The organism is Gordonia sp. McavH-238-E (assembly GCF_022348225.1).
Classification (GTDB): Bacteria; Actinomycetota; Actinomycetes; order Mycobacteriales; family Mycobacteriaceae; genus Gordonia; species Gordonia terrae.
The window spans coordinates 68,196-92,116 of the sequence record NZ_JAKRFE010000001.1; the positions used below are offsets into that span (position 1 = coordinate 68,196).

Sequence of the window (23,921 nt, forward strand, 5' to 3'; positions counted from 1 at the left end):
AGCACAGGAGGTGTACCAGGTGACACTCTCGACCGAGGCAACGTCAGAGGCTCCCGCAGCACTGGACGTCGCCGCGTTGCGGGCCGACTTCCCGATCCTGTCGCGGACTGTTCGCGACGGGAAACCGTTGGTGTACCTGGATTCCGGCGCCACTTCGCAGCGTCCGGTCCAGGTGCTCGACGCCGAGCGGTATTTCCTCACGCATCACAACGCCGCGGTGCACCGCGGTGCGCATCAGCTCGCCGAGGAGGCGACCGACGCCTATGAGGACGCCCGCGAGGTCATCGCGGCGTTCGTGGGCGCCTCGGCGGACGAACTCGTGTTCACCAAGAACGCGACCGAGGCGCTCAACCTCGTGACCTACACCCTCGGCGACCCGCGGTCGGCAGACGTCCTCGGCGGGTCGGCTCTCGGACCCGGCGACACCGTCGTGATCACCGAGCTGGAGCACCACGCCAACCTCGTTCCGTGGCAAGAACTGTGCCGCCGCACGGGCGCGACCCTGCGCTGGTACGGCGTGACGGACGACGGTCGGATCGACCTGGACTCGCTGACCCTCGACGAGTCGGTGAAGGTCGTCGCCTTCACCCACCAGTCGAATGTGACCGGCGCGGTCGCCGATGTGGCCGAACTCGTCTCGCGCGCCCGCGCGGTGGGGGCGCTGGTCGTGCTCGACGCGTGCCAGTCGGTGCCCCACATGTCGGTCGACTTCGGCGCTCTCGGCGTCGATTTCGCCGCCTTCTCGGGGCACAAGATGTTCGGGCCCAGCGGTGTCGGTGCCCTGTACGGCCGCGCTGAACTGCTGACTGCGTTGCCGCCGTTCATCACCGGCGGATCGATGATCGAGACCGTGACGATGGAGGGGTCGACCTACGCCCCGCCGCCCCAACGTTTCGAGGCCGGCGTGCCGATGACCTCACAGGTCGTCGGACTCGGTGCCGCGGTGCGGTATCTCACCGATCTCGGCATGGACGCCGTTGCCGCGCATGAGCACGCGCTCACCGCGCGAACGCTGGACCAGCTGAGTGACATCGACGGTCTGCGCATCATCGGCCCGTCGACCGCGGAGGATCGCGGTGGGGCCGTGGCCTTCCTCGTCGACGGCATCCACGCGCATGATCTCGGCCAGATCCTCGACGACGAGGGCGTGGCCATCCGGGTGGGTCACCACTGCACCTGGCCGCTGCATCGGCGCTTCGGTGTCGCGGCGACCGCACGAGCATCGTTCGCCGCGTACAACACGTTCGCCGAGGTCGACGCGCTCGCCGCCGCCATCGTCAAGGCGCAGAAGTTCTTCGGGACGGTCTGAGCCATGCGGATGGAACAGATGTACCAGGAAGTGATCCTCGATCACTACAAACACCCGCACGGCCGCGGACTCCGCGAGCCGTTCGGCGCCGAGGTCCATCACGTCAACCCGACCTGCGGTGACGAGGTGACGTTGCGCGTCGCGGTGTCCGATGACGGCTCCAGCATCGACGACGTGTCCTACGACGGACAGGGATGTTCGATCTCCCAGGCCTCGACATCGGTGCTGCACGACCTGATCGTCGGCCTGCCGGTCGGGGAAGCGCTGGCCACCGTCGAGTCGTTCAACTCGATGATGACCTCGCGCGGTAAGGACGCCGGAGACGAGGACGTGATCGGCGACGGGATCGCCTTCGCCGGGGTGAGCAAGTACCCGGCACGCGTCAAATGCGCACTTCTGGGCTGGATGGCGTTCAAGGACGCACTCGCACAGACGATGGACAGTCACGAGACACGAGCGGAGACAGCATGAGTGACGACACAGCGACGACCACCACCCCGACCGACACCGGTGTGACGGGCACACCTCCGGCACCCGCGACCTCGCTGCCTGCCATCGAGGACGTCGAAGAGGCCATGCGCGACGTCGTGGATCCCGAACTGGGCATCAACGTCGTCGATCTCGGCCTGGTCTACGGCATCGAGGTGACCGATGACGCGGTCGCCAAGATCGACATGACCCTCACCTCGGCGGCCTGTCCGCTGACCGACGTGATCGAGGACCAGTCCCGTGGGGCACTGGTCAGCAGCGGACTGTGCACCGAGCTGGAGATCAATTGGGTCTGGCTGCCGCCGTGGGGCCCCGACAAGATCACCGACGACGGCCGCGAGCAGCTGCGCGCCCTCGGCTTCACCGTCTAGTAGACGCCGCAGGCACCCCGAGCGCCGGCTTCGGTCACGATCGATGACCGGGTCCGGCGCTCGTCGGTTCCACAGCACCTTCCGTGCGAGGAGTAGATCGCATGAGACGCTTCGAATCACGAGTCGAGCGGATGATCCGTGAGGCGACCGAACGCGGCGAGTTCGACGATCTCCCGGGTGCGGGCAAGCCCCTCGATCTCACCGACAGCGACGACCCCGACTGGTGGGTGAAACGGAAGATCCGCGACGAGAATCTGGACTCGTCGGCGTTGCTCCCGGCGCCGCTGCAACTGCGCCGGGAGGCGCAGGACTTCCCGGAATCGCTGCGCGACATCGCCGACGAGGACGCGGTCCGCGATATCCTCGTCGACTTCAATCGCCGTGTGCGCGAAGCACATCTGGCGTCGCGTCAGATGGCGCTGCCGCACAGTGTCGTCGCGCACACCGTTGACGTCGACGACGTGATCCGGCGGTGGCGGGCGTTGCGGAGCTGATCAGTCGGTGTCGCCGGCCCACGCCGGTGTCGACATGGCGCCACGTGCCACCACTGCGCGGGTGCGCATGTCCACCGCTGTGATGACCCGCGTCATCGCGCCCATCGTGCCGGTGAGGTCGTCGCGCCCGCTGAGGTAACTGCGTTGGGCGGCAACGGGCATCGCGAAGAACGCCTCGAAGAAGGCGATGGTCTGCGACGGGCTCAGCCGCAGCAGCGCGCTGAGCCCGCGTAGACGCAGATTGTGGACCGCGCGTGCAGACGACGGCCACAGGTCGACGGCGGGGTCGCGACCCGCGGCGAGCGCGTCCACCACTGCGTCGGTGCACATGAGGGACGTTGCGACGCTGTAGCCCGTCGTCGGGTTCTTGAAGCCGCCCGCGGCGCCGAATCGGAACGTGCGGTCGCGCCACGGTTGTGGCGACGAACCGGTCAGCGGGAAGTCGACGTGTTCGACCCGCAGAACCTCGGTCGGCATCCCGCCCAGACGGGCGGCGAGTCGGCGTTCGAGTTCGTCGAGGCCCAGGGCGGGATACCCGGCGAGGCAGGTCTCCTCGAGGAGGTACTCGCCTCCCCCGAGGGGCACGACGTACAGGAACGACGGCAGCGACCGGCGGTCCGCGGCGCCGCCCCGCCAATCCATCAACATCGCCTCGTGTCCGGCCAGGATCGGTTCGGCGGTCCGCGCCCCGACGACGATCCCGTATGCGGTCTGCCGGGGCGCGTCGTGGGGGAGCGCGCCGCGGGAGTCGACCACCGCGTCCCCGGTCAGGACCGTTCCATTGTCGAGATGCACACGCGCACCGTCGATCTCGACCACGCGGGCGGCCACGGTCGCAACCCCGTCCAGGGACAGTGACCGTTGCAGGCCCGGAGTGTCGAAGACGGTGTACCCGCGGGCGACCTCCTCGAGGTCGCGGCCCGCAACGCCGACGCGCTCGGTGCGGGCGGCGATCGCGGACGGATCGATCCAGTCGGGCAACTCGTCGGACCAGCAGGCGAACGTCGACCGCCAGACCCGATCGGGAGACGGGTCGACCAGCGTGACGGCAACACCGGCACCGACCAGCCGGTGTGCGAGGGCACGGCCGGCCGGTCCGGCCCCCGCGACGATGACTCCGGAATTCACACCCCGTCCTTCGTCACGGGCGGCGATCCGGACGGGGTGTGGCGTCGGACGACGATGTCATGAACCGCCGGTCGCCAACATGCCGCCGTCGACGGCGAGGGTCTCGCCGGTGATCCACGCCGACTCGTCGCTCGCCAGGAAGGCGACCGCGCGGGCCACGTCCTCGGGCTCGCCGATCCGCTTCATGGGGTACGAGGCCGCCGCACGCGCCTCGTTGTCACCTTCGGTGAACACCGATGCGAACTTGGTCCGCACGATCGAGGGGGCGATCGCGTTGACCCGGATGTTCGGCCCGAGTTCCCAGGCGAGTTCGGCGGTGAGCCGGATCAGCGCCGCCTTCGATGTTCCGTACGCCGCGATGACGCCGGTCGACCGCAGGCCCGCGACGGACGAGATGTTGACGACCGAACCACCGGTGTCCTTCATGCCCGCCCGGTAGGCCTCCTGGACGAATCCCAGCGCGGCGACCACATTGGTGTCGAACGTCTTGCGGTAGGCAGACAGGTCGGCATCCATCAGGGGGCCGGCCAGCGGTGCGATGCCGGTGTTGTTGACGAGGATGTGGATGCCGCCGCCCTGGGCGACGGCGGCGGCCACCGCGGCCGCCCGATCGTCGGCGTCGCCGGTGTTTCCCGCGCACGCGGAGACCGTCGCGCCGGGCACCGACTCCCGAATCCGGCCGGCGGCCTCCTCGAGGGGCTCGGCCTTGCGGCTCGTGATGACGACCGACGCCCCACGTCGGGCCAGCTCGGTCGCGATCGCCTCGCCGATGCCGCGACTGGCACCGGTGACCAGTGCGGAGCGGCCGGTCAGGTCGGAGGTCTGCGGAAAATTCTGCGGAATCGTTGTGGAGTGCGTCACGCCCCACACCGTATCGGGCCACCATGTCACCGCGGGCCGACTCGCGCATGCGGTGCGCCGGCCCGTGCGTGGACAAACCAGTGGCGCGGCACCGGTAGAATCGACCGTCGTGATCACCGCGACCGACCTGGAAGTGCGAGCGGGTGCTCGGACCCTGTTGTCGGCGCCCGGCGACGCCCTACGCATTCAGCCCGGCGACCGGATCGGCCTCGTGGGCCGTAACGGTGCCGGCAAGACCACCACGCTGCGCATCCTGGCCGGCGAGACCGAACCCTATGCGGGGTCGATCCGCCGGTCCGGCGAACTCGGCTACCTCCCGCAGGACCCCAAGGAGGGCGACCTCGACGTCCTGGCCAAGGATCGGGTGCTCTCCGCCCGCGGTCTCGACCAGATCCTGCGCGACATGGAGAAGCAGCAGGCGCAGATGGCCGAGGCCGCCGACGACAAGCTGCGTGACAAGGCCGTGGCGCGCTACGGCCGACTCGAGGAGCGGTTCGCGTCGCTCGGCGGGTACGTCGCGGAGTCCGAGGCGGCGCGGATCTGCAACAGCCTGGGGCTGCCCGATCGGGTGCTGAACCAGCCGCTTCGGACACTGTCCGGCGGGCAGCGGCGCCGCATCGAACTCGCGCGGATCCTGTTCGCGGCGTCGGACGGTTCGGGGAAGTCCGACACCACGCTGCTGCTGGACGAGCCGACCAACCACCTCGACGCCGATTCGATCGCCTGGCTCCGCAGCTTCCTGCAGAACCACGACGGCGGTCTCGTCGTGATCAGCCACGATGTGGATCTGCTGGCCGACGTGGTGAACCGGGTGTGGTTCCTCGACGCGGTGCGCGGTGAGGCCGACATCTACAACATGAGCTGGAAGCGATACCTGGATGCCCGGGCGACCGACGAGCAACGCCGTCGCCGGGAACGCGCCAATGCCGAGAAGAAGGCGTCCGCGCTGCGTGCGCAGGCCGCGAAGCTGGGTGCCAAGGCCACCAAGGCGACGGCCGCGCAGAACATGCTGAAGCGCGCCGAGCGGATGATCGATGCCCTCGACGACGAGCGGGTGGCCGACCGCACCGCGCGGATCCGGTTCCCCGAACCCGCGACATGCGGCAAGACCCCGCTGATGACGTCCGGTCTGTCGAAGAGCTATGGCTCGCTGGAGATCTTCACCGGCGTCGACCTCGCGATCGACAAGGGCAGCCGGGTCGTCGTCCTCGGTCTCAACGGTGCGGGCAAGACCACGCTGCTGAGAATGCTTGCCGGAGTGGAGAAGCCGGACACCGGACAGATCGAGCCCGGCTTCGGTTTGAAGATCGGTTACTTCGCGCAGGAACACGACACCCTGGACGATCAGGCCTCGGTGTGGGAGAACATCCGGCACGCCGCCCCCGACGCCGGGGAGCAGGATCTCCGAGGTCTGTTGGGCGCGTTCATGTTCAGCGGCGCCCAGCTCGATCAGCCGGCCGGCACGCTGTCGGGTGGTGAGAAGACCCGTCTCACTCTGGCCGGGCTGGTGTCGTCGGCCGCGAATGTGCTGCTCCTCGACGAGCCGACCAACAACCTCGATCCGATCTCGCGTGAACAGGTCCTCGACGCCTTGCGCAGCTACACCGGTGCCGTCGTCCTGGTGACGCACGACCCGGGCGCCGCGGCCGCGCTCGATCCGCAGCGCGTGATCCTGCTGCCCGACGGCACCGAGGACCACTGGAGCGAGGAGTATCAGGAGCTCATCGAGCTCGCCTGATCGCCTCGACGACCCGGTCGGTACCGGCCCGGTCGGGCACCGTCAGTCGGTGGCCGTGACCGTCGAATTCCCGTCCGACGACTCCGGCCGCCCGGAGCCGCCGGCCGAACTCGATGCCGTCGGCGCCCGGCACGAACAGGAAGTTCGCCTCGCTCGGCAGCGCGGGATGGCCCGCCCGCCGCAAGGCGTCGGCGAGTCGGTCGCGTTCGCGGCGCATCGCCGTGACCCGCCCGGCCAGTTCGTCGGACGCGCCGAGCGCCAGCGCGGCGGCCTGTTCGGCGGCCGCGGTGATCGCGAACGGGATCTCGAGGCGCCGGGCGCCGCGCACCGAGGTCGCCGACCCGAACGCGTATCCGACGCGCAGCCCTGCCAGGCCGTGGGCCTTGGAGAACGTCCGGACGACGATCAGGTTGGGGTGCTCGTCGAGCAACATCCGGACATCGGGCGTGTCCCGGCTGTACTCGACATACGCCTGGTCGAGGACCACCGGAATGGACGGATCGACAGGCGCCAGCAGCGCGCGCACCTCGTCATCGGTCAGGACCGCTCCGGTCGGGTTGTGCGGGCTGCACACGACGAGGGCCGCGGTCTCGGGACCCGCGGCGGCCGCGAGCGCAGCCAGGTCGGGACGCCCGTCGTCGAGCAGCGGCGTCGTGTCGAGCACCAGGCCGATCATGTCGGCGAGCAGCGCGAAACCCTCGAAAGTCGGTGCCGGGGTGGCGATCCGAGGGACGAAGTGGCCCGCCGCCCGGCGTGGCGTCGCCGAGTCGTGCAGGATCGCCGCGAGTACGGCGGTCGCACCGGCGCCGACGGTGATGTGGTCGATGTCCGACCCGGTGTGCTCGGCGATGGCCCTGCGCAGATGGTCGGGACGGAACGACGGGTAGTGGTGCGCTGCGGTCGTGTGACGGCGGAGCGCGGACACGACCGCGGGTAGGGGTGGGTACGCCGACTCGTTCCGGTCGCACCACACGGTATCCGTCGAGTGCGTGATCGAGTCGTCGACGCGTGCACCCGCCGGGCCGGGGAGGAGGACGGTCACGAACGTCCGCTCCACCGGATCGCACCGGCCGCGGCGAAGTCGCCGGCGTGGGCGAACGCCGACATCATCACGACATCTCCGGGACGGACCCGTCCGTCGTCGACAGCCGCGTCCAAGGTCATCGGGATTCCGACCGCGAACAGGTTCCCGCACTCGTCGAAGGTGTCGGGATGCCGCGACTCGGGCAGCTCGAGGGCCTCGCGCCAGTTGCGCAGGAAGATCCGGTTGGGCTGATTCGTGACGAGCACATCCAGGTCGGCGGGTCGCACGCCGATTCGGTCGGCCAGTGCCGCAGCCACTTCCGGAACCATCCGGTTCCCGCGGGCCAGGACCTTGGCGATCTTCGCCTCGGTGAAGCCGACGTGGATCTGTCCCGGACCCGCCTCCCAGTACTTGCGCTCCGGTTGCGCGACGGCGGTCATGTCCGCCGAGAACTGGCCGAAGGACCGCGACTCGGTGCCCAGCACCGGGTTCCCGGAGTCGCCGAGCGTCAGGGTCGCGACCGCCGCCCCGTCGCCGGGGATCGCGGCCTGGGCCTTCACCCGGACCTGCTCCTGGGTGAAGATCTGTCCGGCGCTGTTCTGCGCCAACCCGATCAGGGCCTTGCGACCTCCGCCCGCGCGCAGCAGTGCGCCGGCGATCTCGATCAGGTGGACGAATGCGGCACAGCCGCCGTTGTGCACGTCGAGTACGGTCCGCGGCGCGAGTCCGAGTCGATGGGCGACCTCGCCCACACACCCGCGGACGGGGACCTCCGGCAGCTGACTGTGGGTGAGGACGACGTCCACGTCGTCGAGATAGGTGTCGCCGTGCCGATCGAGCAGACGGCGTGCGGCGGCGACGATCATGTCCGCGGAGGTCTCATCGTCGGCCGCATGATGCCGGAAGGCCGGTGCCCGGAACATCACGTTGTCGGCGAGTTCGTCGTCCTCGGCGTACTGCGCGAAGAACTCCGCAGGGACCCGCGCGGCCGGCCGGTAGGTGGCGAGATCGGCGAGGGAGATCGACGGGGCGGGGGCGGCGGTCATGAGCGCATCCATTCGGGGGTCAGCGGAAGGCCGTGGCGATGGCGGTGTTCGGCGATGGCCGTGAGGTTGTCGAGTTCGATCTGGTGTCCGGCACCGAACATGTCCCACAGGTCGCCGACCCACTCCTCGCGACCGGCCGGTGCGGTGTCGGGGTAGGGGTTCTCGTCGTAGAACGGGTGGTGGCAGTTGTTCCACAGGACCACCGAACCGGGGCGGTTCAGGACGAGCTGCGCGTCGACGACCCGCATCAGATAGATCATCCAGAGGTGCTCTCCCTGGTCCCAGGCGCAGTGGTAGTCGACGGTCATGGACTCGGCGTTGGCCACAGTCCGGACATAGATCTTGGTGTCCTCGTTCAGTCGGTCGTATCCGACCCAGAGGTTCGGCTCCCCGGCCGGCTCGAAACCTCGTGTGCTGTAGGTCCATTCCTCGAGTGAGCGGGTGTCGGCCAGCCATTGGTACAGTTCGCGCGGGGGTGCGTCGACGTAACCCTGCACGGGGCAGAAGTCGCCGAACACCTGGTGATGGGGATACACCGAGCGGACCTTGTCGACGACGAGTGCGTGTTGGCGGACCGGGGGTGGGTCTCCACCCGGACCACGCCGTCGAGCGTGGCCGCGGTGCCCCCGAGGTCGGACAGGGCCGGGGAGTGCGTGGTCATGGGGTACCTCTCGCGATCAATGGGGCGAACGGGGGTGTCTCGTCGGGATCGACATCCACGACGATGCAGTTGGGTCCGGGACGTGCCAACAGCTCGTCGCACGCCGAACGCAGGGACTCCAGGTCGGGAGCGGAGCGCACCGGCAGACCGGCGAACATCGCGGCCAGCCCACCCGCGATGTCGGTGTGGCGGAACCGGTTGACGCTCGGCGCGTCGGGAAAGAAGCGCGCCTCCCGCGTGACGCACATGCCGTGTGCGTCGTTGTTGAGCACGATGAGGGTGACCGGCGCATCGTGTTCGATCGCGGTGTGGATCTCCATGCCGTGCATGAGGAACGAGCCGTCGCCGGCGATGACGACGACCCGGCCGTCGGCATCGGGGGCTAGGGCGATCGCGGAGCCGATCCCCGCTGCGATGGCCCATCCCATCCCGCCCATGCCCAGAGCGACGACGAACCGCCCGTCGCGGAACGGGAGGTGATGGATCGCCGCCGCACCGGTGTTCCCGGCGTCGGCGAACACCGCGCTTCGCTCGGGGAGGGCGTCGCCGATGGTGTTAAGAACCTCGCGCATCCCGACGGCCCTCGACGGCGGGTCCACGGGCAGATGGTCGATCGGATGGGCCCGCGGCGACCGGCGGTGGCCGACTCGGTCGGCGAGCGAGTTGCGGAGCGCGTCGACGGTGTCGGCGAGGTGCGGGGTTCGGATGTGTTCGGCGGCAGCGGGTGTGCGCGGCGGCGCGCTGCCGAGATGGACGATCGGGATCGTGGCGAGCGCGTCGTCGAGGCCCGCGCGATCCGTCATCGACATCCGGCAGCCGAGCACCAGGAGCAACTGCGCATCCCGCACGGCGCGGTGCGCCGACGGGTGTCCCATCACCCCGGTGACCCCGGAACATGTGGAGCGCCCGACGTCGCGCCCACCGGGGGACACCACGACCGCGGCGCCGAGAAGGTGAGCGAGATCGTCCACCGCAACCGACATCTCGAGACGGGACGCCTCCTCGCCGGCCCAGATGCACACGGTCCCGCCGTCGCGCACGACGTCCGCGAGCCGGCCGGCGAGTCCGTCGACCACGGCCGCGGGCACCGTGCCGGTGTCTTTCGGCCGGTCTGCGTTCGCATCTGCGCCCGTCCAGGGCGAGCACTGGACGTCCTTCGGCACGATCACCGCGGCCGGCAGACCGCGCGCCATGGTGGCGAACGCAGCGTCGAGGACCAGGTCGAGACCAGACGGCTCGTCGACGAGTTCGCAGAAGCCGGTCACACCGGACAAGACCGCGCGCAGATCCACGGTGTCGGGCGGATCGAGCATGTCCTGGAAACCGCCGCGTCCCACCGAGGGGGTCGGCGCCGAACCGATCAGGGCGATCACCGGGACGCGGCTGTCGTAGGCCTCGCCCAGCGCCGGTACGACATTCAGCGCCCCGCCGCCCGACGTCGTCAGGACCGCGGTCGGCTCACCGGTGAGCCGCATGTGCCCGTCGGCCATCGCGCCGGCCCCGAACTCGTGCTTGGCGATGACCGGGCGCAATCGAGGATGTTTAAGGGCCGCGTCGAAGACGTCTTCGATGTTGGCGCCGTGAACGCCGAATGCGGTCCGCACACCGGCGTCGACGAGTCGCCCGGCGACCCGGTCGGCCACCGTTGCGCGGCCGACCGGTGCGGGTGAGTGCCCCACGCGTGTGTCCACAACCCTGCACTCCCAGCCCCGAACATCGTGCGGCACCGGTCGATTCGCCGGAGTCCGACTCACACGGACAACTCAGTTCGAGTTAGCTTAGCGTAAGCTAATGTCCGAGGCAGGGGGTATGGTCTGGACGAGTGGTCGGGTCACCAGGTGGCTTCGACTCGGCTCCTCGCTCCGCTCGGTGTCGGCTCGACCAGCGGTGGGGCGGCTCAACCAGCTGAGGGGCTTGGTGTCTCCGGCCAGTACCGCTTGCGCAGGTCGCCCTTCACGAGCTTGCCGGTGGGCGTGCGCGGCAGCTCGTCGACGAAGTCGACCGATCGGGGCGCCTTGTACGCCGCGATGCTGTCGGTGGTGAACGAGATCAGCTCCTCGGCGAGCTGATCGGTGGGTTCGTGACCGTCCGCGAGCTGGACACATGCCTTCGCCACCTCGCCGAGGTCGGCGTCGGGGACGCCGATCACCGCGACATCGAACACCGCGGGGTGATTGATGAGGACGTTCTCGGCCTCCTGCGGATAGATGTTGACGCCGCCGGAAATGATCATGAACGCCTTGCGGTCGGTCAGGTACAGGTAACCCTCCGCGTCGACGTACCCGACATCGCCTGTGGTGGACCAATTCTCGTGTTCGGGATGCTGGGCCTTGCGGGTCTTGTCCGGATCGTTGTGGTACTGGAAGGCCACGTCCTCGCGTTCGAAGAACACCTGCCCGACCTCGCCGGTCGGGAGTTCCTTGCCGTCCTCGTCGCAGATGTGGACGACGCCGAGCAGTGGCTTGCCCACCGAACCGGGATGGTCCAGTGCCTCCTGGGGGCCGATGAACGTGGCCCCCGCGGCCTCGGTCGACGCGTAGTACTCGTGGATCACCGGGCCCCACCACTCGATCATCGCGCGCTTGACCTCGACCGGACACGGCGCGGCCGCGTGGACGGCGACCTTCAGGCTGCTGACGTCGTACTTGGTGCGGACGTCCGCCGGGAGCTTGAGCATCCGGATGAACATGGTGGGGACCCACTGGCTGTGGGTCACCTTGTACTTCTCGATGGCCGCGAGGGCTGCTTCCGGATCGAAACGATCCATCATCACGACCGTGCCGCCGACGGAATTCGTCATGCCGCAATAGCGCAGTGGCGCAGCGTGATACAGCGGTGCGGGGGAGAGGTAGACGGCGGTGTCGTCGTAGCCGTACATCGGCGCGAAGATCGCGGTGTAGGCGTCGGGGACCTCGTCGACCTGTCCTTCGGGCATCGGTGTCTTGATGCCCTTCGGGCGGCCGGTGGTACCCGAGGAATAGAGCATGTCGGTGCCGCGCGGTTGATCGGTACGGGGTTCGGATGAGGCATTGGCCAGTACCTCGTCGAAGCTGTCGAAGCCGTCGATGTCGCCGCCCCAGACGACGCGCCGTCCCGGGCCCGCCAGTGCCTCGATCTCGCCGGACGCCGACACGGCATCGACGACCGATGCGCCGGCGAACAGGACCTGGGCATTGCAGTCGGCGAGGATGTAGTTGGTCTCGGCTGCGGTGAGGTGGTGGTTCACGGCGGTCACGTACAGGCCGCTGCGCAGGGCCGCCCAGTAGACCTCGAACACGTGGAAGTCGTTGGCCGAGACCACTGCGATGCTGTCGCCGCGGCGAAGGCCGAGGGACTCGAGGTAGTTGGCGAGGCGGGTCGAGTTCTCGTCCAGCTGCCGGTACGTCAGTCCCTCACCGGTCGCGGCACGGACGACGGCCGGCTTGTCGGGAGTGGATTTCGCGAAGACTCCAGGAAACAAGGGAGGCGCTCCTCGTGACGAAGGGATGGACACCCCGAACGGCCGTATCTAACGATCGTTCGGGGTGGTGCGAGTCACATTACCCTAGCGTCGTGTCCGATTTCTCAGACCCTCACCGCGTCGCGAGAAACCTGTCCATGGTGCGTTCCGCGAGAGCGGTGATGGTGAGCGCGGGGTTCACCAGGCCCACGGCGCCCGGGACGAAGGAGCCGTCGACGACCCACAGGTTGTCGTAGCCGCGCACGCCGCCGTCCATGTCGGCAGCGGCACCCATCACCACGCCGCCGAGTCCGTGATAGGTGCTCGCGGAACCGAATCCGAGCGCCCGCGACGACACATGGGTACCGTTCGCGCCGAACCCGAACCGGCCCTCGGTGCGTTCGTGGAACCGCCTGATGAATGCGTTGCTGCGACGGTCGAGGTCGTTGCGGTCGGCCGGGTGGGGGTAGTTCAACTGCGCCCGACGCGTGCGATGGTCGTAGTCGATCGTGCCCCGCTCGTCGGTGTGGGCCTGGACGAGGTGGGTGGTCGCCGCCTTGCCGAGCGGCGCGGGCAGCGGGGTGGCCTGGTAGACCATCGAGACCGGCCCACCGGGCAGGTTGTCCTCATAGATCCGGGCATAACCCGGTCCGCCCTGGACGGCGCCGAAGTCCTCACGCGGGTTCGCGCGGATGGTGAGGAAGTCGCCGTTGACGCCGAAGCCGTCACCGATGCGCGGCGACAACCGCGGGAGGCGCCCCTGGGCGCGCGCCTGGACGAGCAAGCGAGTGGTGTGGAACGACCCCGCGGCCATGAAGAGGTGATCGGCCTCGGCGGTGACGGTACGCACCGAGCGTCCCTGCTCGTCGAGAACCCGTGCGGTGACGACGAATCCGGCGCGCCGTGACCGGGGCCGGATGTCGAAGACCTCGTGCATCGGCATGACGGACACGTTGCCGGTCCGTTCGGCGGCGAGGAGATAGCTGCGGTCGAGCGACTTCTTGGCGCCGCTGTTGACGCCGTAGCTCAGTTCGCCCGCGGTGACCGACGGGGTTGCCCGGCCGGCCAGTTCGTCGCGGACGATGTCCCAGTCGATCGCGAAGTCGAAGAAGTGTGGGGACGCTCCGTAGCGCTCGATGACCTTCAGCCACGACCGCGCGCCGACGTACTTCGGGTGCGCGAGGATGTCCGCGGGCAGCGGCGAGACGCCGAGCCCGGCCTTGGCGCGCGGAAAGTAGGTCTGGGCGAGCTGCGCGTAGTCGGCGGCCGCCGGGAAGATGTGGTCGAAGTCCTGGCGGCGGGGGACGGGAGTGAAAGAACCGAACACGAGGGATCCGCCGCCGACGCCCGCGCCGTACACGGCCTCGACACCGTTGCCCATCACATGGTCGAGGACACCGGGGTAGGGCTCGACCGGCAGTCCACTCGCCGCACTCGCGCCGGCCGGGCTGCCGAACCACGCCGCGCGCTTGTCGGGATTGGTGGTCGTGGCGAAGGTGTTGCCGTCCGGCCGAATCGGCCAGCGGCGGCCACGCTCGAAAACTGTTGTGCGATAACCGGCCTCGCCGAGCCGGCGGGCGGCCACCGCGCCGCCGAAGCCGGTGCCGATGACGATCGCGGTCTGCCCCGGCGCCGCCTGCGCCGGAGTGACAGTCGCGCCGAGCGCGACGAGTGCTCCGGCGCCGGCCGCCGAGCGCATGAGGGTCCGGCGAGAGACGGCCGGACCGGAGATGTCGTGGTTCACCTGGGCACCTTAGCGTGAGCTAAGTAAGGTTAGGAACTCCTTAACGTAGGTGAGAATGTGGGATGGATCACCGTTCGGGCCGGTTCTTTCCCATGACGTCACGGGATGTCTCGACGAGCCGGTGGGCGCGCCCGGACGATAGGCTCCGGGCGTGACGGCTTCGCTGGTGATCGGGGTGGACCGCGACAGTGTGTCGATGGGGGATGATGTCTCGCCACACGGGTATTCGCTCGCGGTGCAACCGGGTACGGCGCTGAGTGTCGTGCTCGAGTCGGCGGCGCCCGAGATCCGTGCCCGGGGGTGGTCCTGGGTGGCCGACGTCGACGGCCGGGTCGCCGCCGTCTGGTCGGTGGACCACGGCGTGCAGATGCTCGTCGAGGACGCTCCGGTGTCCGCCTCGGACGGGCCGCGACGGATCCACTACCGGTACTTCCTGCAGATCGACCCGGCGTGGCTGCATCGGCGGCTCGCCGACGGTACGGCCGCGAACCGGCCCGCACTGGAACGGGAGTACCGCCCCATCGGCGACCGGCGACGTGAGGAGGAAGAGCGGCGCCGGGAGAGCGACTCGTCGGCTCGGTATCTGACCGACGACTGCACCGCGGCGTTGCGTGGGTTCGGCGCGGAGTTCGATCTGCACAACGACCGGCTGGCACGCTTCACGCTGTTCGGATCGCCCATACGGGTACAGCGCGCCGACACCATGACCATGACCTTCGACGGCACGCATGGGGTCATGTCATCGATCCGGCCCGTTGCGGTCGCCGAGTGCTGGTTGGTCGCCGTCGCCGGACAGCGGGCGAGGCAGGCACGGGGACTGGCCCCGGTCATCGACGCCTCCCGGATGCCGGCGCCGGAGCTGTGGCCGATGGGGTCGGGGGTCGCTGGAACGGAGCGCTGGACGACGAGAGGCGATCCCGTCGTCCAGCTGACGGGCGACGAGGCGGTCCGGGCCTACCGGTTGTCGGCGAACCGTTCCATCAGTGAGGTCGTCACCATCCTGAATGCGCGGTGAGCGTCACTCGTGAGCGCGCACCGACGCCTCGACCAGGTCGAGCACCGCGTGCAGGTCGTCGGTGGGCTGGCCGGTGGCCAACCGGGTGATCAGGCCGTCGAGGACGAGGTCGAGATAGTTCAGCAGCACGTCTGTCGGCACGTCGTCGCGCAGGCGTCCCGCCTGGCGGCCCCGTTCCAGCCGACTCAGGGTCGCCTGCTCGACCTCGGCCGAGTAAGAGACCCACTCCGTCCGGAAACCGTTGTCCGTCCGTAGTTTTCGGGCGATCTCCAACCGGGTGCCGAGCCAGTCGAAATCCTGCGGCCGGGTGAGCATGTCGCGCATCACCTGCACCAGACCCTGTTCGGCCGCCACATCGGCCATGCGCTCGGCATCTTCCCGGGCAAGCGCGAGGAACAGCGCTTCCTTGTCCCGATAGTGGTGGAAGATCGCTCCGCGGGACAGGCCCGTGGACTCCTCGATGCGCTTGACGGTGGCGCCGTCGTATCCGTACTCCGCGAAGCAATGCCGCGCGCCGTCGAGAATCTCCCGACGACGCGCGGCAAGCCGGTCATCGCTGACCTTGGGCACGTCGAGTGCCTCCTGTCAGCTCTTGATCATGTTGCGCAGCACGTACTGCAGGATGCCTCCGTTGCGGTAGTAGTCGGCTTCGCCGGGGGTGTCGATGCGGACCTTCGCATCGAACTCCACCGTCGAACCGTCCTCCTTGGTGGCGGTGACGTGCACGGTCGACGGCGTGGTGCCGTTGTTCAGCTCCTCGATCCCGGCGATGTCGAAGGTCTCGGTGCCGTCGAGGCCCAGCGACTTGTGCGACTCACCCTCGGGGAACTGCAGCGGGATCACGCCCATGCCGATCAGGTTCGAGCGGTGGATGCGCTCGAAGCTCTCGGTGATGACGGCCTTGACGCCGAGCAGGCTGGTGCCCTTGGCGGCCCAGTCACGCGACGACCCGGTGCCGTACTCCTTGCCGCCGAGCACGACGAGCGGGATGTTCTGCTCGGCGTAGTTCTGCGCGGCGTCGTAGATGAACGACTGCGGTGCACCCTCCTGGGTGAAGTCGCGGGTGTAGCCGCCGGTGACACCGTCGAGCAGCTGGTTCTGCAGACGGATGTTGCCGAAGGTCGACCGGATCATCACCTCGTGGTTGCCGCGGCGGGCGCCCAGCGAGTTGTAGTCCTTGCGGGCCACACCGTTCGCGTCGAGGTACTGCGCGGCGGGGGTGCCGGGCTTGATCGTCGACGCGGGGGAGATGTGGTCGGTGGTCACCGAGTCGCCGAGCTTCGCGAGCACGCGTGCGCCCTTGATGTCGGAGACCGGCGACGGCTCACGCTGCATGCCCTCGAAGTACGGAGGCTTGCGCACGTAGGTGGACTCGTCGTCCCACTCGAAGGTCTTGCCCGACGGGGTCGGCAGGTTCTGCCAGCGCTCGTCGCCCTTGAAGACGTCGGCGTAATCCGAGGCGTACTGCTCCGGCGAGATCGACGAGGCGATGGTCGCCTCGATCTCCTCGTTGGACGGCCAGATGTCCTTGAGGAACACGTCGTTGCCGTCGGTGTCCTGGCCGAGGGCGTCGGTCTCGAAGTCGAAGTCCATCGTTCCGGCCAGTGCATAGGCGATGACCAGCGGCGGCGACGCGAGGTAGTTCATCTTCACGTCGGGGTTGATGCGACCCTCGAAGTTGCGGTTGCCCGAGAGCACCGCGGTGGCGGTCAGGTCGTTGTCGTTGATCGCCTTGGAGATCTCCTCCGGCAGCGGGCCCGAGTTGCCGATGCAGGTGGTGCAGCCGTAGCCGACGAGGTAGAAGCCGAGCTTCTCCAGGTACGGCCACAGGCCGGACTTGTCGTAGTAGCCGGTGACGACCTGCGAACCGGGTGCCATCGAGGTCTTGACCCACGGCTTGGAGCTCAGGCCCTTCTCAACGGCCTTCTTGGCGAGCAGCGCCGCACCGAGCATGACCGACGGGTTGGACGTGTTGGTGCAGCTGGTGATCGACGCGATGGTCACGATGCCGTGGTCGAGGATCATCGAGCCGCGCTCCTCGGAGTCGACCCGGACCGGGTTGGTCGGCCGACCCTCGGCGCCGTTGGCGGCCGAGTGCAGTGGCTCGGCGTCGTCGTCGGCGAAGGACAGCGTCGCGGGATCGGACGCCGGGAAGGTCTCCTCGACGGCCTCGTCGAGCTTCGTCTGCGGGGCGGAGTTGCCGTTCTCGACGTAGTTGTGGATGTCCTTGCGGAACGCGTTCTTGGCGTCCCACAGCTCGATCCGGTCCTGCGGGCGCTTCGGGCCGGCGATCGAGGGCACGACGTCGGCGAGATCGAGTTCGAGGTACTCGGAGTAGACGGCCTCCTCGGCGTCCTTCTCCAGCCACATGCCCTGTTCCTTGGCGTACGCCTCGACGAGCGCGAGCGTCTCCTCGCTGCGGCCGGTGAGCCGCAGGTACTTCACGGTCTCCTCGTCGATGGGGAACATCGCACAGGTGGAACCGAACTCGGGGCTCATGTTGCCGATGGTGGCGCGGTTGGCCAGCGGGACCTCGCCGACGCCGTTGCCGTAGAACTCGACGAACTTGCCGACGACGCCGTGCTTGCGGAGCATCTCGGTGATGGTGAGGACCACGTCGGTGGCGGTCACGCCGGGCTTGGCCGAGCCGGTCAGCTTGAAGCCGACGACACGCGGGATCAGCATCGAGACCGGCTGGCCGAGCATCGCGGCCTCGGCCTCGATGCCGCCGACGCCCCAGCCCAGGACGCCGAGACCGTTCTCCATGGTGGTGTGCGAGTCGGTGCCGATACAGGTGTCGGGGTAGGCCACGCCGTCGCGGACCATGATCGAGCGCGCGAGGTGCTCGATGTTGACCTGGTGGACGATGCCGGTGCCCGGCGGCACGACGCGGAAGTCGTCGAAGGCGCCCTGGCCCCAGCGGAGGAACTTGTAGCGCTCTTCGTTGCGCTGGTACTCGATCTCGACGTTGCGCTCGAAGGCCTGCGCGTTGCCGAAGGCCTCGATGATGACCGAGTGGTCGATGACCATCTCGGCGGGCGCGAGGGGGTTCACCTTGTCCGGGTCGCCGCCGAGTTCCTTGACCGCGTCACGCATCGTGGTGAGGTCGACGATGCAGGGCACGCCGGTGAAGTCCTGCATGATCACGCGCGCGGGGGTGAACTGGATCTCGATGCTGGGGTCCGCGTTCGGATCCCAGTTCGCGATCGCCTCGATGTGTTCCTTCGTGATGTTGACGCCGTCTTCGGTGCGCAGCAGGTTCTCCGCCAGGACCTTCAGCGAGTAGGGGAGTTTGCCGGTGCCCTCGACCGCGTTCAGACGGTAGATCTCGTAGCTGTTGTCGCCGACGTCCAGCGTGCCGCGGGCGTCGAAGGAATTGATACTCACGTCTAAATCCACTCTCCTCATGTACCGGCGGGCTGCGCCGGCGATACTCGATGATCCACTTGCGGTCGGGCGTGACCGGCGGGCGGGCGTCGCTCCCGTTCCGTCGGTGTGTGCGCCGTCTGACGTTCTGCACCGGCGGGCTGCGCCGGCGCCATCGGATGTCCGCGAGGGCCACCCGCGACAACATCGTCCAGTCTAACAGTACGAGCGTACTGTTACCAAGCTCGTGCCCGGGACGCGCCGGGCGGACGTGCCGCCACCGGAGTACCCAGACGACTCCATTGTGTCGTACGGTGCAGGGCGGGGTTCGGCGAGTGGACACTCGACGTCGGCGCGATACCGGCCGTCCACGTCTGCGCAACCCCGGTGATCTCGAGAGGACAGGGGTGGCGGATGGGTCCGCAGGCGACGACGTTGGTGCTGGCAGCTCCTGCGGAGAACAACGAACTCACCGGACTCGTCGGGGTCGAGATGGGCGAGCTGTCCCGGGACATCGCCGATGACGGTGTCGCCGGTGCGACACCCGAGCAGTTGCCCCGGATGCTCGAGGTCGTCGAGTACGCCCACTCCAAGGGTCACGACGTGAGCTTCGTGGTCATCGATCAGGTGCAGCCGCGCTTCACGCTCTACCGCGACATCGCGAACCAGTTGCAGGAGCAGGTCGGCGGAACCGTCATCGTGCTGGGCCCCAACTCGGTCGGTAGCTCGTCTCCGGATTTCAGCCGCGTGGTGCAGGAGCAGGCCACCGACGGCCTCACGCTGACGGACCCGGCCGGGGCGGCTCGCCAGATGATCGACACGATGACCGGTCCGAATGTGGACTGGACGATCGTCGGCGTCCTGCTGGTCCTCGTCGTCGCGATCGGTGCGGTGCTCGCCAGGCTGCGTCGGATCCGCACCCGCAAGAACCTGGCCGCCGGTCCGCTGGGACCCGTGCAGCCCGCCGGCACGACATCGGACGAACCGTCGTCGCGCCACCGCGAGTCGTCTTCTTCCGGCAGGTAGTCGCGAGGCTCCGGCGCCGCTCGACGCGACAGCCGGGGCGCCCGATCTCGACCCCCTGACACCCGTCTCGTCCCTCCCTGCGGACCATGGCCGGCGTGTCGTCCGGTCTGTTGCCAATTCGAGACCTCGACAACTGCTCGAGCTTTCGCCAGTTCACGGCATTTTCGCAGGTAATCACGCGTTTGTAATTCACGAACGCGGTTTTCTCGTGTGGTTGATGTGACGTACGGTTCTGATGTCACGTGTGATGCCTGTGTCCCCTACAGGGTCCGATGTGGCGCAAGTGCAGTGCGTGATCGCCGCGGTTTCGACGACCCGGACGATCGCCGGCCGGGGATCGCGAGATCCCCGCACGAATCGCGAGGAGTTCCAGGTGAGGCGAGGAAGAACTGGTGCGTCGTGGCCGGCGCGCGTCTCGGCAGCCCTGGCTGTCGTACTCATCTGCGCGCTCGGCGCGGGTCACGCCGACGCGGCACCCAAGAAGACGCCCGAGTCGCCCATCTCCGGTCTGATCAACCGCATCGCGACGGTCAACCAGGACATCGCCGACCTGGATCAGGCGCTCGCCGCCCGCCAGGAGAACGTGAACCGGTCGATCGCCGATTTCCAGAACTCCCTCGCCCAGCGACGCCTCGCCACGGTGGCCGCACGCGGCGCCCGGACCGAACTCGATCGCTCCAGCAAGGCCGTCGTCGATGCGCAGAAGGAGTTCGACCGGTTCGCGCGGCTGGCCTACCAGCAGGGACCCGAGCAGGGCTCGATGTCGAACTACGTGTCCTCGGAAGACCCGCAGGCCGTGCTCGACCGCATGAAGCTGATCGACCAGGTCGGCAAGAAGCAGCAGGAGATGATCCGGCGGCTGCAGGTCGCACGCAACCAGAAGGCCAACCGTCTCGCCGCGGTGGAGGCCACCCGTCGACAGGCGTCGTTCGCGGCCAAGAGCGCCGAGCAGCGCAAGATCGATGCGATGGCCGCGGTGACCGAGGCCAAGACCGCCATCACGACCCAGCAGAAGCGCAAGGCCACCCTCATCGGTGAGCGCGATCGGGTACAGAAGCGTCTCAACACCATTCGCGGCTATGTCCCGAAGAAGACGGTCGAGGGGCCGTCGGCGAGCGATCTGCTGTCCAACCTGTTCCCGAAGGACCCGTCGGCCGAGGGTGCCCTGAAGGCGCTGCCGGCCACGCCGGTCACCGACAACCAGGCGCTCGCCGTCGCGGCCGAGGCCGCCGCACGCCTCGCGGTCGATGTCGGTCAGTCGATCCTCGCGGGTCTCGTCGGTCAGCAGCAGCTGCCGCAGTCGGAGTTGCTGAACGAGCTCGGACTCGGTGGTGCGGATGTCACCGGCAGCAGCGGTGGCGACACCCTCAGCGCGCGACTCGGTTCCGGAAGCCTCGGCACCCTGTTCGGCAGCTCCTCCGGCGGTGGCGGCGGAGGTGGGATGGTCCGACCCGGACTGCGCGGCCCGCAGGCGGTGGAGATCGCGGTCAACCGCGCCCTCTCGCAGCTGAACGTGCCCTACGCCTGGGGCGGCGGCGACGCCAACGGGCCCACGCAGGGCATCCGCGACGGCGGCGTCGCCGACAGCTACGGCGACTACAACAAGATCGGCTTCGACTGCTCGGGTCTGATGATCTACGCGTTCGCCGGAGTGGGTATCGAGTTGCCGCACTACACCGGCTACCAGTACACCTCGGGACCGCAGTTCCCGCTGTCGCAGATGCGCCGCGGCGACATGATCTTCTACGGCCCCAACGCGAGTGCGCACGTCGCGCTCTACCTCGGGGACAACAAGATGGTCGAGGCGCCGCAGTCCGGAGACGTCGTCAAGGTGTCGCCGCTGCGCACCGACGGCGCGATGCCGAACGTGGTGCGTCTGCTCTGACGGCCGGCGGTCCGGGCGGGGGTCGTGAACGACCGACAACCGCCGAGTCTTCTTGGCACCTTTTCAGTTCGCACGGCTAGGCTGGCACAGACACGCGGGGTCGACGCCTGCGCGCTGCGCGATCGCGGCCGCACCCAGGGCTGACGCCTCGCCGCCCGAGAAGAACAGCAGTTCAGAGGAACAGGAGCACGGGTTGACCGAATCGCACTCCCTCGGCAAGGCGGCCACGGGGGATCCCGGGGCGGCAGGAGCGGACTCCTCGGTGCTGAGCGACGCCGACGTCGCCCTGCTCGAACGGGCCATCTACGAGGTCAAGCGCGTCATCGTCGGCCAGGATCAGCTCGTCGAGCGCATTCTCGTCGGTCTGCTGGCCCGAGGCCACATCCTGCTGGAGGGTGTGCCCGGTGTCGCGAAGACGCTCGCGGTCGAGACGTTCGCCCGCGTCGTCGGCGGGTCGTTCTCCCGCGTCCAGTTCACCCCCGACCTGGTGCCCACCGACCTGATCGGTACGCGTATCTACCGCCAGGGCCGTGAGGAATTCGACACCGAGCTGGGCCCGGTCGTCGCGAACTTCCTGCTGGCCGACGAGATCAACCGCGCACCCGCCAAGGTGCAGTCCGCCCTGCTCGAGGTGATGGCCGAGCGGCATGTCTCGATCGGCGGCAAGACCTACTCGATGCCGGATCCGTTCCTGGTGATGGCGACCCAGAACCCCATCGAGAACGAGGGCGTCTACCCGCTGCCCGAGGCCCAGCGGGACCGCTTCCTGTTCAAGGTGCTCGTCGACTACCCGTCGGTGGAGGAGGAACGAGAGATCGTCTACCGGATGGGCAACGTCCCACCGACCGCGTCCCAGGTCCTCGACCCGGCCGCGATGCTGCGCCTGCAGCGGACCGCGGCGAACGTCTTCGTCCACCACGCCCTCGTCGACTACGTCGTCCGCGTCATCAACGCGACCCGCCGCCCGGCCGAGCTGGGCCTCAACGACGTCGCCTCCTGGCTGTCCTACGGGGCATCGCCGCGCGCGACCCTGGGCATCGTGGCCGCCGCTCGCGCGCTGGCGCTGGTCCGCGGTCGCGATTACGTGATCCCGCAGGACGTCGTCGAGATCATGCCCGACGTGCTCCGGCACCGACTGGTGCTGTCCTACGACGCACTGGCCGACGAGATCGACGCCGACCAGGTGATCGCCCGGGTCCTGCAGACCGTCGGACTGCCGCAGGTCGGCGCGCAGCCGATCCCGCAGGGGCAGTACCCGGCCGGGCAGCCGCAGGCGCCCAACGGTGGACACGGGCCGAATGGGTATGCGGGACAGCAGGTCTCGCAGTCCGCCGGACCGGTGGACCCGAATTCGGCACCGGCGAACCGGAATTCACCTCAGTATGGCGGCTAATCGCGACCTTCCGCGCCTCGGAGCCGGTCTGCTCGACGAGCCGCAGCTGACCGCGGCCCTGAAGATGCTCGAGCTCACCGTGCGGCGCAAGCTCGACGGCGTGCTGCAGGGTGAGCACCTGGGACTGATTCCCGGACCGGGTTCGGAACCGGGGGAGGCACGGGCCTACCAGCCGGGCGACGACGTCCGGCGGATGGAGTGGTCGGTCACCGCGCGCACCACCCAGCCGCATGTCCGGCAGATGATCGCCGACCGCGAACTGGAGACCTGGCTCGTCGTCGATGCCTCGGCCAGTCTCGACTTCGGCACCGTCGACTGCACCAAGCGTGACCTCGCGGTGGCTGCGGCCGCGGCGCTGGTCCATCTCACGACCGGCGGCGGCAACCGGCACGGCGCGCTGGTGGTGACCGGCGACGACCTCGTGCGGGTCCCGGCCCGGGCCGGACGCGCGCACGCACAGAACCTCTTGAAGGCCATCGCCACGACCCGACGCAGTTCTCCCGGGGTGCGCGGCGATCTGAGGGCGGGCATCGAGGCCCTCCGCCGGCCCCAGCGTCGGCGCGGGCTCGCGGTCGTCATCAGCGACTTCCTCGGACCCATCGACTGGGAACGCTCGCTCCGCGCCGTCGGCGCGCATCACGAACTGCTCGCGGTCGAGGTCCTCGATCCCCGCGACCTCGACCTGCCGGCGATCGGCGAGGTCACGCTGGCCGATGCGGAATCCGGCGAGATCCACGACGTGACGATCACCGACGATCTCCGACGCGACTTCGGGGCCGCGGCCGCGGCGCACCAGCAGCGGGTCCACCGCACGCTGCGCAGTTGTGGCGGGGCGGTCCTGACCCTGCGTACCGATCGCGAATGGATCGCCGACACCGTCAAGTTCGTCGCACAACGCCGTCGCGGCCTCGCGGCGGGGGTGGGGTAGGCCG

Annotated in this window: 19 protein-coding genes and 1 pseudogene; 10 read left to right on the forward strand and 10 right to left on the reverse strand. The window is 68.7% G+C overall.

The window, feature by feature from the left end:
• Nucleotides 1–19 precede the first annotated feature (19 nt).
• From MHN80_RS00320 to MHN80_RS00335, 4 genes are all read left to right on the forward strand, one after another.
• The gene (locus MHN80_RS00320; protein WP_239398632.1) at nt 20–1,309 is read left to right on the forward strand and encodes a cysteine desulfurase; all 1,290 of its coding nucleotides are present in this window, start codon (nt 20–22) and stop codon (nt 1,307–1,309) included.
• 3 nt (nt 1,310–1,312) lie between these two features.
• The gene (gene sufU, locus MHN80_RS00325) at nt 1,313–1,780 is read left to right on the forward strand and encodes a Fe-S cluster assembly sulfur transfer protein SufU (RefSeq protein WP_004021941.1); all 468 of its coding nucleotides are present in this window, start codon (nt 1,313–1,315) and stop codon (nt 1,778–1,780) included.
• Nucleotides 1,777–2,169, forward strand: a complete 393-nt coding sequence (locus MHN80_RS00330) for a metal-sulfur cluster assembly factor (RefSeq protein ID WP_004021940.1) — start codon at nt 1,777–1,779, stop codon at nt 2,167–2,169. The genes sufU and MHN80_RS00330 overlap by 4 nt, the downstream gene beginning before the upstream one ends.
• Nucleotides 2,170–2,270: 101 nt before the next feature.
• Complete coding sequence (locus MHN80_RS00335; protein ID WP_004021939.1) at nt 2,271–2,663, forward strand: DUF1992 domain-containing protein; 393 nt, start codon at nt 2,271–2,273, stop codon at nt 2,661–2,663.
• Here the strand turns inward: MHN80_RS00335 and MHN80_RS00340 are convergent, their stop codons facing one another.
• Both MHN80_RS00340 and MHN80_RS00345 read right to left on the reverse strand, forming a co-directional pair.
• Nucleotides 2,664–3,791, reverse strand: coding sequence for a lycopene cyclase family protein (locus MHN80_RS00340; protein WP_064570789.1), 1,128 nt, complete (start codon nt 3,789–3,791; stop codon nt 2,664–2,666).
• Nucleotides 3,792–3,848: 57 nt separating this feature from the next.
• The gene (locus MHN80_RS00345) at nt 3,849–4,661 is read right to left on the reverse strand and encodes an SDR family oxidoreductase (protein WP_004021937.1); all 813 of its coding nucleotides are present in this window, start codon (nt 4,659–4,661) and stop codon (nt 3,849–3,851) included.
• A 100-nt stretch (nt 4,662–4,761) separates the two neighbouring features.
• On the opposite strand from MHN80_RS00345, the gene MHN80_RS00350 reads away from it, so the two are divergent.
• Entirely contained in the window at nt 4,762–6,390 is a 1,629-nt protein-coding gene (locus MHN80_RS00350; RefSeq protein ID WP_033203399.1) for an ABC-F family ATP-binding cassette domain-containing protein, read from the forward strand.
• Here MHN80_RS00350 and MHN80_RS00355 read toward each other — a convergent pair.
• The 6 genes and pseudogenes from MHN80_RS00355 to MHN80_RS00380 all read right to left on the reverse strand — a co-directional run bounded on the left by MHN80_RS00355 (nt 6,374) and on the right by MHN80_RS00380 (nt 14,259).
• Nucleotides 6,374–7,432: a histidinol-phosphate transaminase gene (locus MHN80_RS00355; RefSeq protein WP_239398634.1), complete on the reverse strand. Its 1,059-nt coding sequence runs from the start codon at nt 7,430–7,432 to the stop codon at nt 6,374–6,376. The two genes, MHN80_RS00350 and MHN80_RS00355, sit on opposite strands and share 17 nt — an antisense overlap.
• Nucleotides 7,429–8,460 carry a 3-oxoacyl-ACP synthase III family protein gene (locus MHN80_RS00360; RefSeq protein WP_064570809.1) on the reverse strand — a complete coding sequence of 344 codons (1,032 nt, stop codon included), beginning with the start codon at nt 8,458–8,460 and terminating at the stop codon, nt 7,429–7,431. Before MHN80_RS00360 ends, MHN80_RS00355 begins: the two co-directional genes overlap by 4 nt.
• Nucleotides 8,457–9,121: pseudogene (locus MHN80_RS00365) on the reverse strand (SRPBCC family protein). The gene MHN80_RS00360 and the pseudogene MHN80_RS00365 overlap by 4 nt, the downstream one beginning before the upstream one ends.
• On the reverse strand, nt 9,118–10,800 hold the full coding sequence (locus MHN80_RS00370; protein ID WP_239398636.1) for a thiamine pyrophosphate-binding protein: 1,683 nt from the start codon (nt 10,798–10,800) through the stop codon (nt 9,118–9,120). The pseudogene MHN80_RS00365 and the gene MHN80_RS00370 overlap by 4 nt, the downstream one beginning before the upstream one ends.
• A gap of 218 nt (nt 10,801–11,018) precedes the next feature.
• A complete protein-coding gene (locus MHN80_RS00375; RefSeq protein ID WP_239398638.1) occupies nt 11,019–12,581 on the reverse strand; it encodes an acyl-CoA synthetase in 1,563 nt (520 codons plus the stop codon).
• A gap of 112 nt (nt 12,582–12,693) precedes the next feature.
• Complete coding sequence (locus MHN80_RS00380) at nt 12,694–14,259, reverse strand: GMC oxidoreductase (protein WP_239399254.1); 1,566 nt, start codon at nt 14,257–14,259, stop codon at nt 12,694–12,696.
• Between the two features lie 196 nt (nt 14,260–14,455).
• Between MHN80_RS00380 and MHN80_RS00385 the strand changes: the two genes are divergently transcribed.
• A complete protein-coding gene (locus MHN80_RS00385) occupies nt 14,456–15,319 on the forward strand; it encodes a hypothetical protein (protein ID WP_239398640.1) in 864 nt (287 codons plus the stop codon).
• Between the two features lie 3 nt (nt 15,320–15,322).
• Here the strand turns inward: MHN80_RS00385 and MHN80_RS00390 are convergent, their stop codons facing one another.
• Together MHN80_RS00390 and MHN80_RS00395 are read right to left on the reverse strand one after the other, a co-directional pair.
• Complete coding sequence (locus tag MHN80_RS00390) at nt 15,323–15,889, reverse strand: TetR/AcrR family transcriptional regulator (RefSeq protein ID WP_004021928.1); 567 nt, start codon at nt 15,887–15,889, stop codon at nt 15,323–15,325.
• A gap of 15 nt (nt 15,890–15,904) precedes the next feature.
• Entirely contained in the window at nt 15,905–18,727 is a 2,823-nt protein-coding gene (locus tag MHN80_RS00395; protein WP_239398641.1) for an aconitate hydratase, read from the reverse strand.
• A gap of 372 nt (nt 18,728–19,099) precedes the next feature.
• Between MHN80_RS00395 and MHN80_RS00400 the strand changes: the two genes are divergently transcribed.
• The 4 genes from MHN80_RS00400 (at nt 19,100) to MHN80_RS00415 (ending at nt 23,917) form a co-directional block, all read left to right on the forward strand.
• On the forward strand, nt 19,100–19,711 hold the full coding sequence (locus MHN80_RS00400; RefSeq protein ID WP_239398643.1) for a DUF6676 family protein: 612 nt from the start codon (nt 19,100–19,102) through the stop codon (nt 19,709–19,711).
• A 373-nt stretch (nt 19,712–20,084) separates the two neighbouring features.
• Nucleotides 20,085–21,596: an NlpC/P60 family protein gene (locus MHN80_RS00405; RefSeq protein ID WP_033203537.1), complete on the forward strand. Its 1,512-nt coding sequence runs from the start codon at nt 20,085–20,087 to the stop codon at nt 21,594–21,596.
• A gap of 193 nt (nt 21,597–21,789) precedes the next feature.
• The gene (locus MHN80_RS00410) at nt 21,790–22,989 is read left to right on the forward strand and encodes a MoxR family ATPase (protein ID WP_004019125.1); all 1,200 of its coding nucleotides are present in this window, start codon (nt 21,790–21,792) and stop codon (nt 22,987–22,989) included.
• On the forward strand, nt 22,979–23,917 hold the full coding sequence (locus tag MHN80_RS00415; RefSeq protein WP_239398645.1) for a DUF58 domain-containing protein: 939 nt from the start codon (nt 22,979–22,981) through the stop codon (nt 23,915–23,917). The genes MHN80_RS00410 and MHN80_RS00415 overlap by 11 nt, the downstream gene beginning before the upstream one ends.
• Nucleotides 23,918–23,921: the final 4 nt, after the last annotated feature.

Coding starts and splice junctions, on each gene's coding strand:
- MHN80_RS00400 (WP_239398643.1), top strand. CDS start 19,100: ATGGGTCCGCAGGCGACGACGTTGGTGCTGGCAGCTCCTGCGGAGAAC.
- MHN80_RS00380 (WP_239399254.1), bottom strand. CDS start 14,259: ATGCGCTCGGCGGCCGGCGCCGGAGCACTCGTCGCGCTCGGCGCGACT.
- MHN80_RS00395 (WP_239398641.1), bottom strand. CDS start 18,727: ATGAGGAGAGTGGATTTAGACGTGAGTATCAATTCCTTCGACGCCCGC.
- MHN80_RS00335 (WP_004021939.1), top strand. CDS start 2,271: ATGAGACGCTTCGAATCACGAGTCGAGCGGATGATCCGTGAGGCGACC.
- MHN80_RS00330 (WP_004021940.1), top strand. CDS start 1,777: ATGAGTGACGACACAGCGACGACCACCACCCCGACCGACACCGGTGTG.
- MHN80_RS00360 (WP_064570809.1), bottom strand. CDS start 8,460: ATGACCGCCGCCCCCGCCCCGTCGATCTCCCTCGCCGATCTCGCCACC.
- MHN80_RS00415 (WP_239398645.1), top strand. CDS start 22,979: ATGGCGGCTAATCGCGACCTTCCGCGCCTCGGAGCCGGTCTGCTCGAC.
- sufU (WP_004021941.1), top strand. CDS start 1,313: ATGCGGATGGAACAGATGTACCAGGAAGTGATCCTCGATCACTACAAA.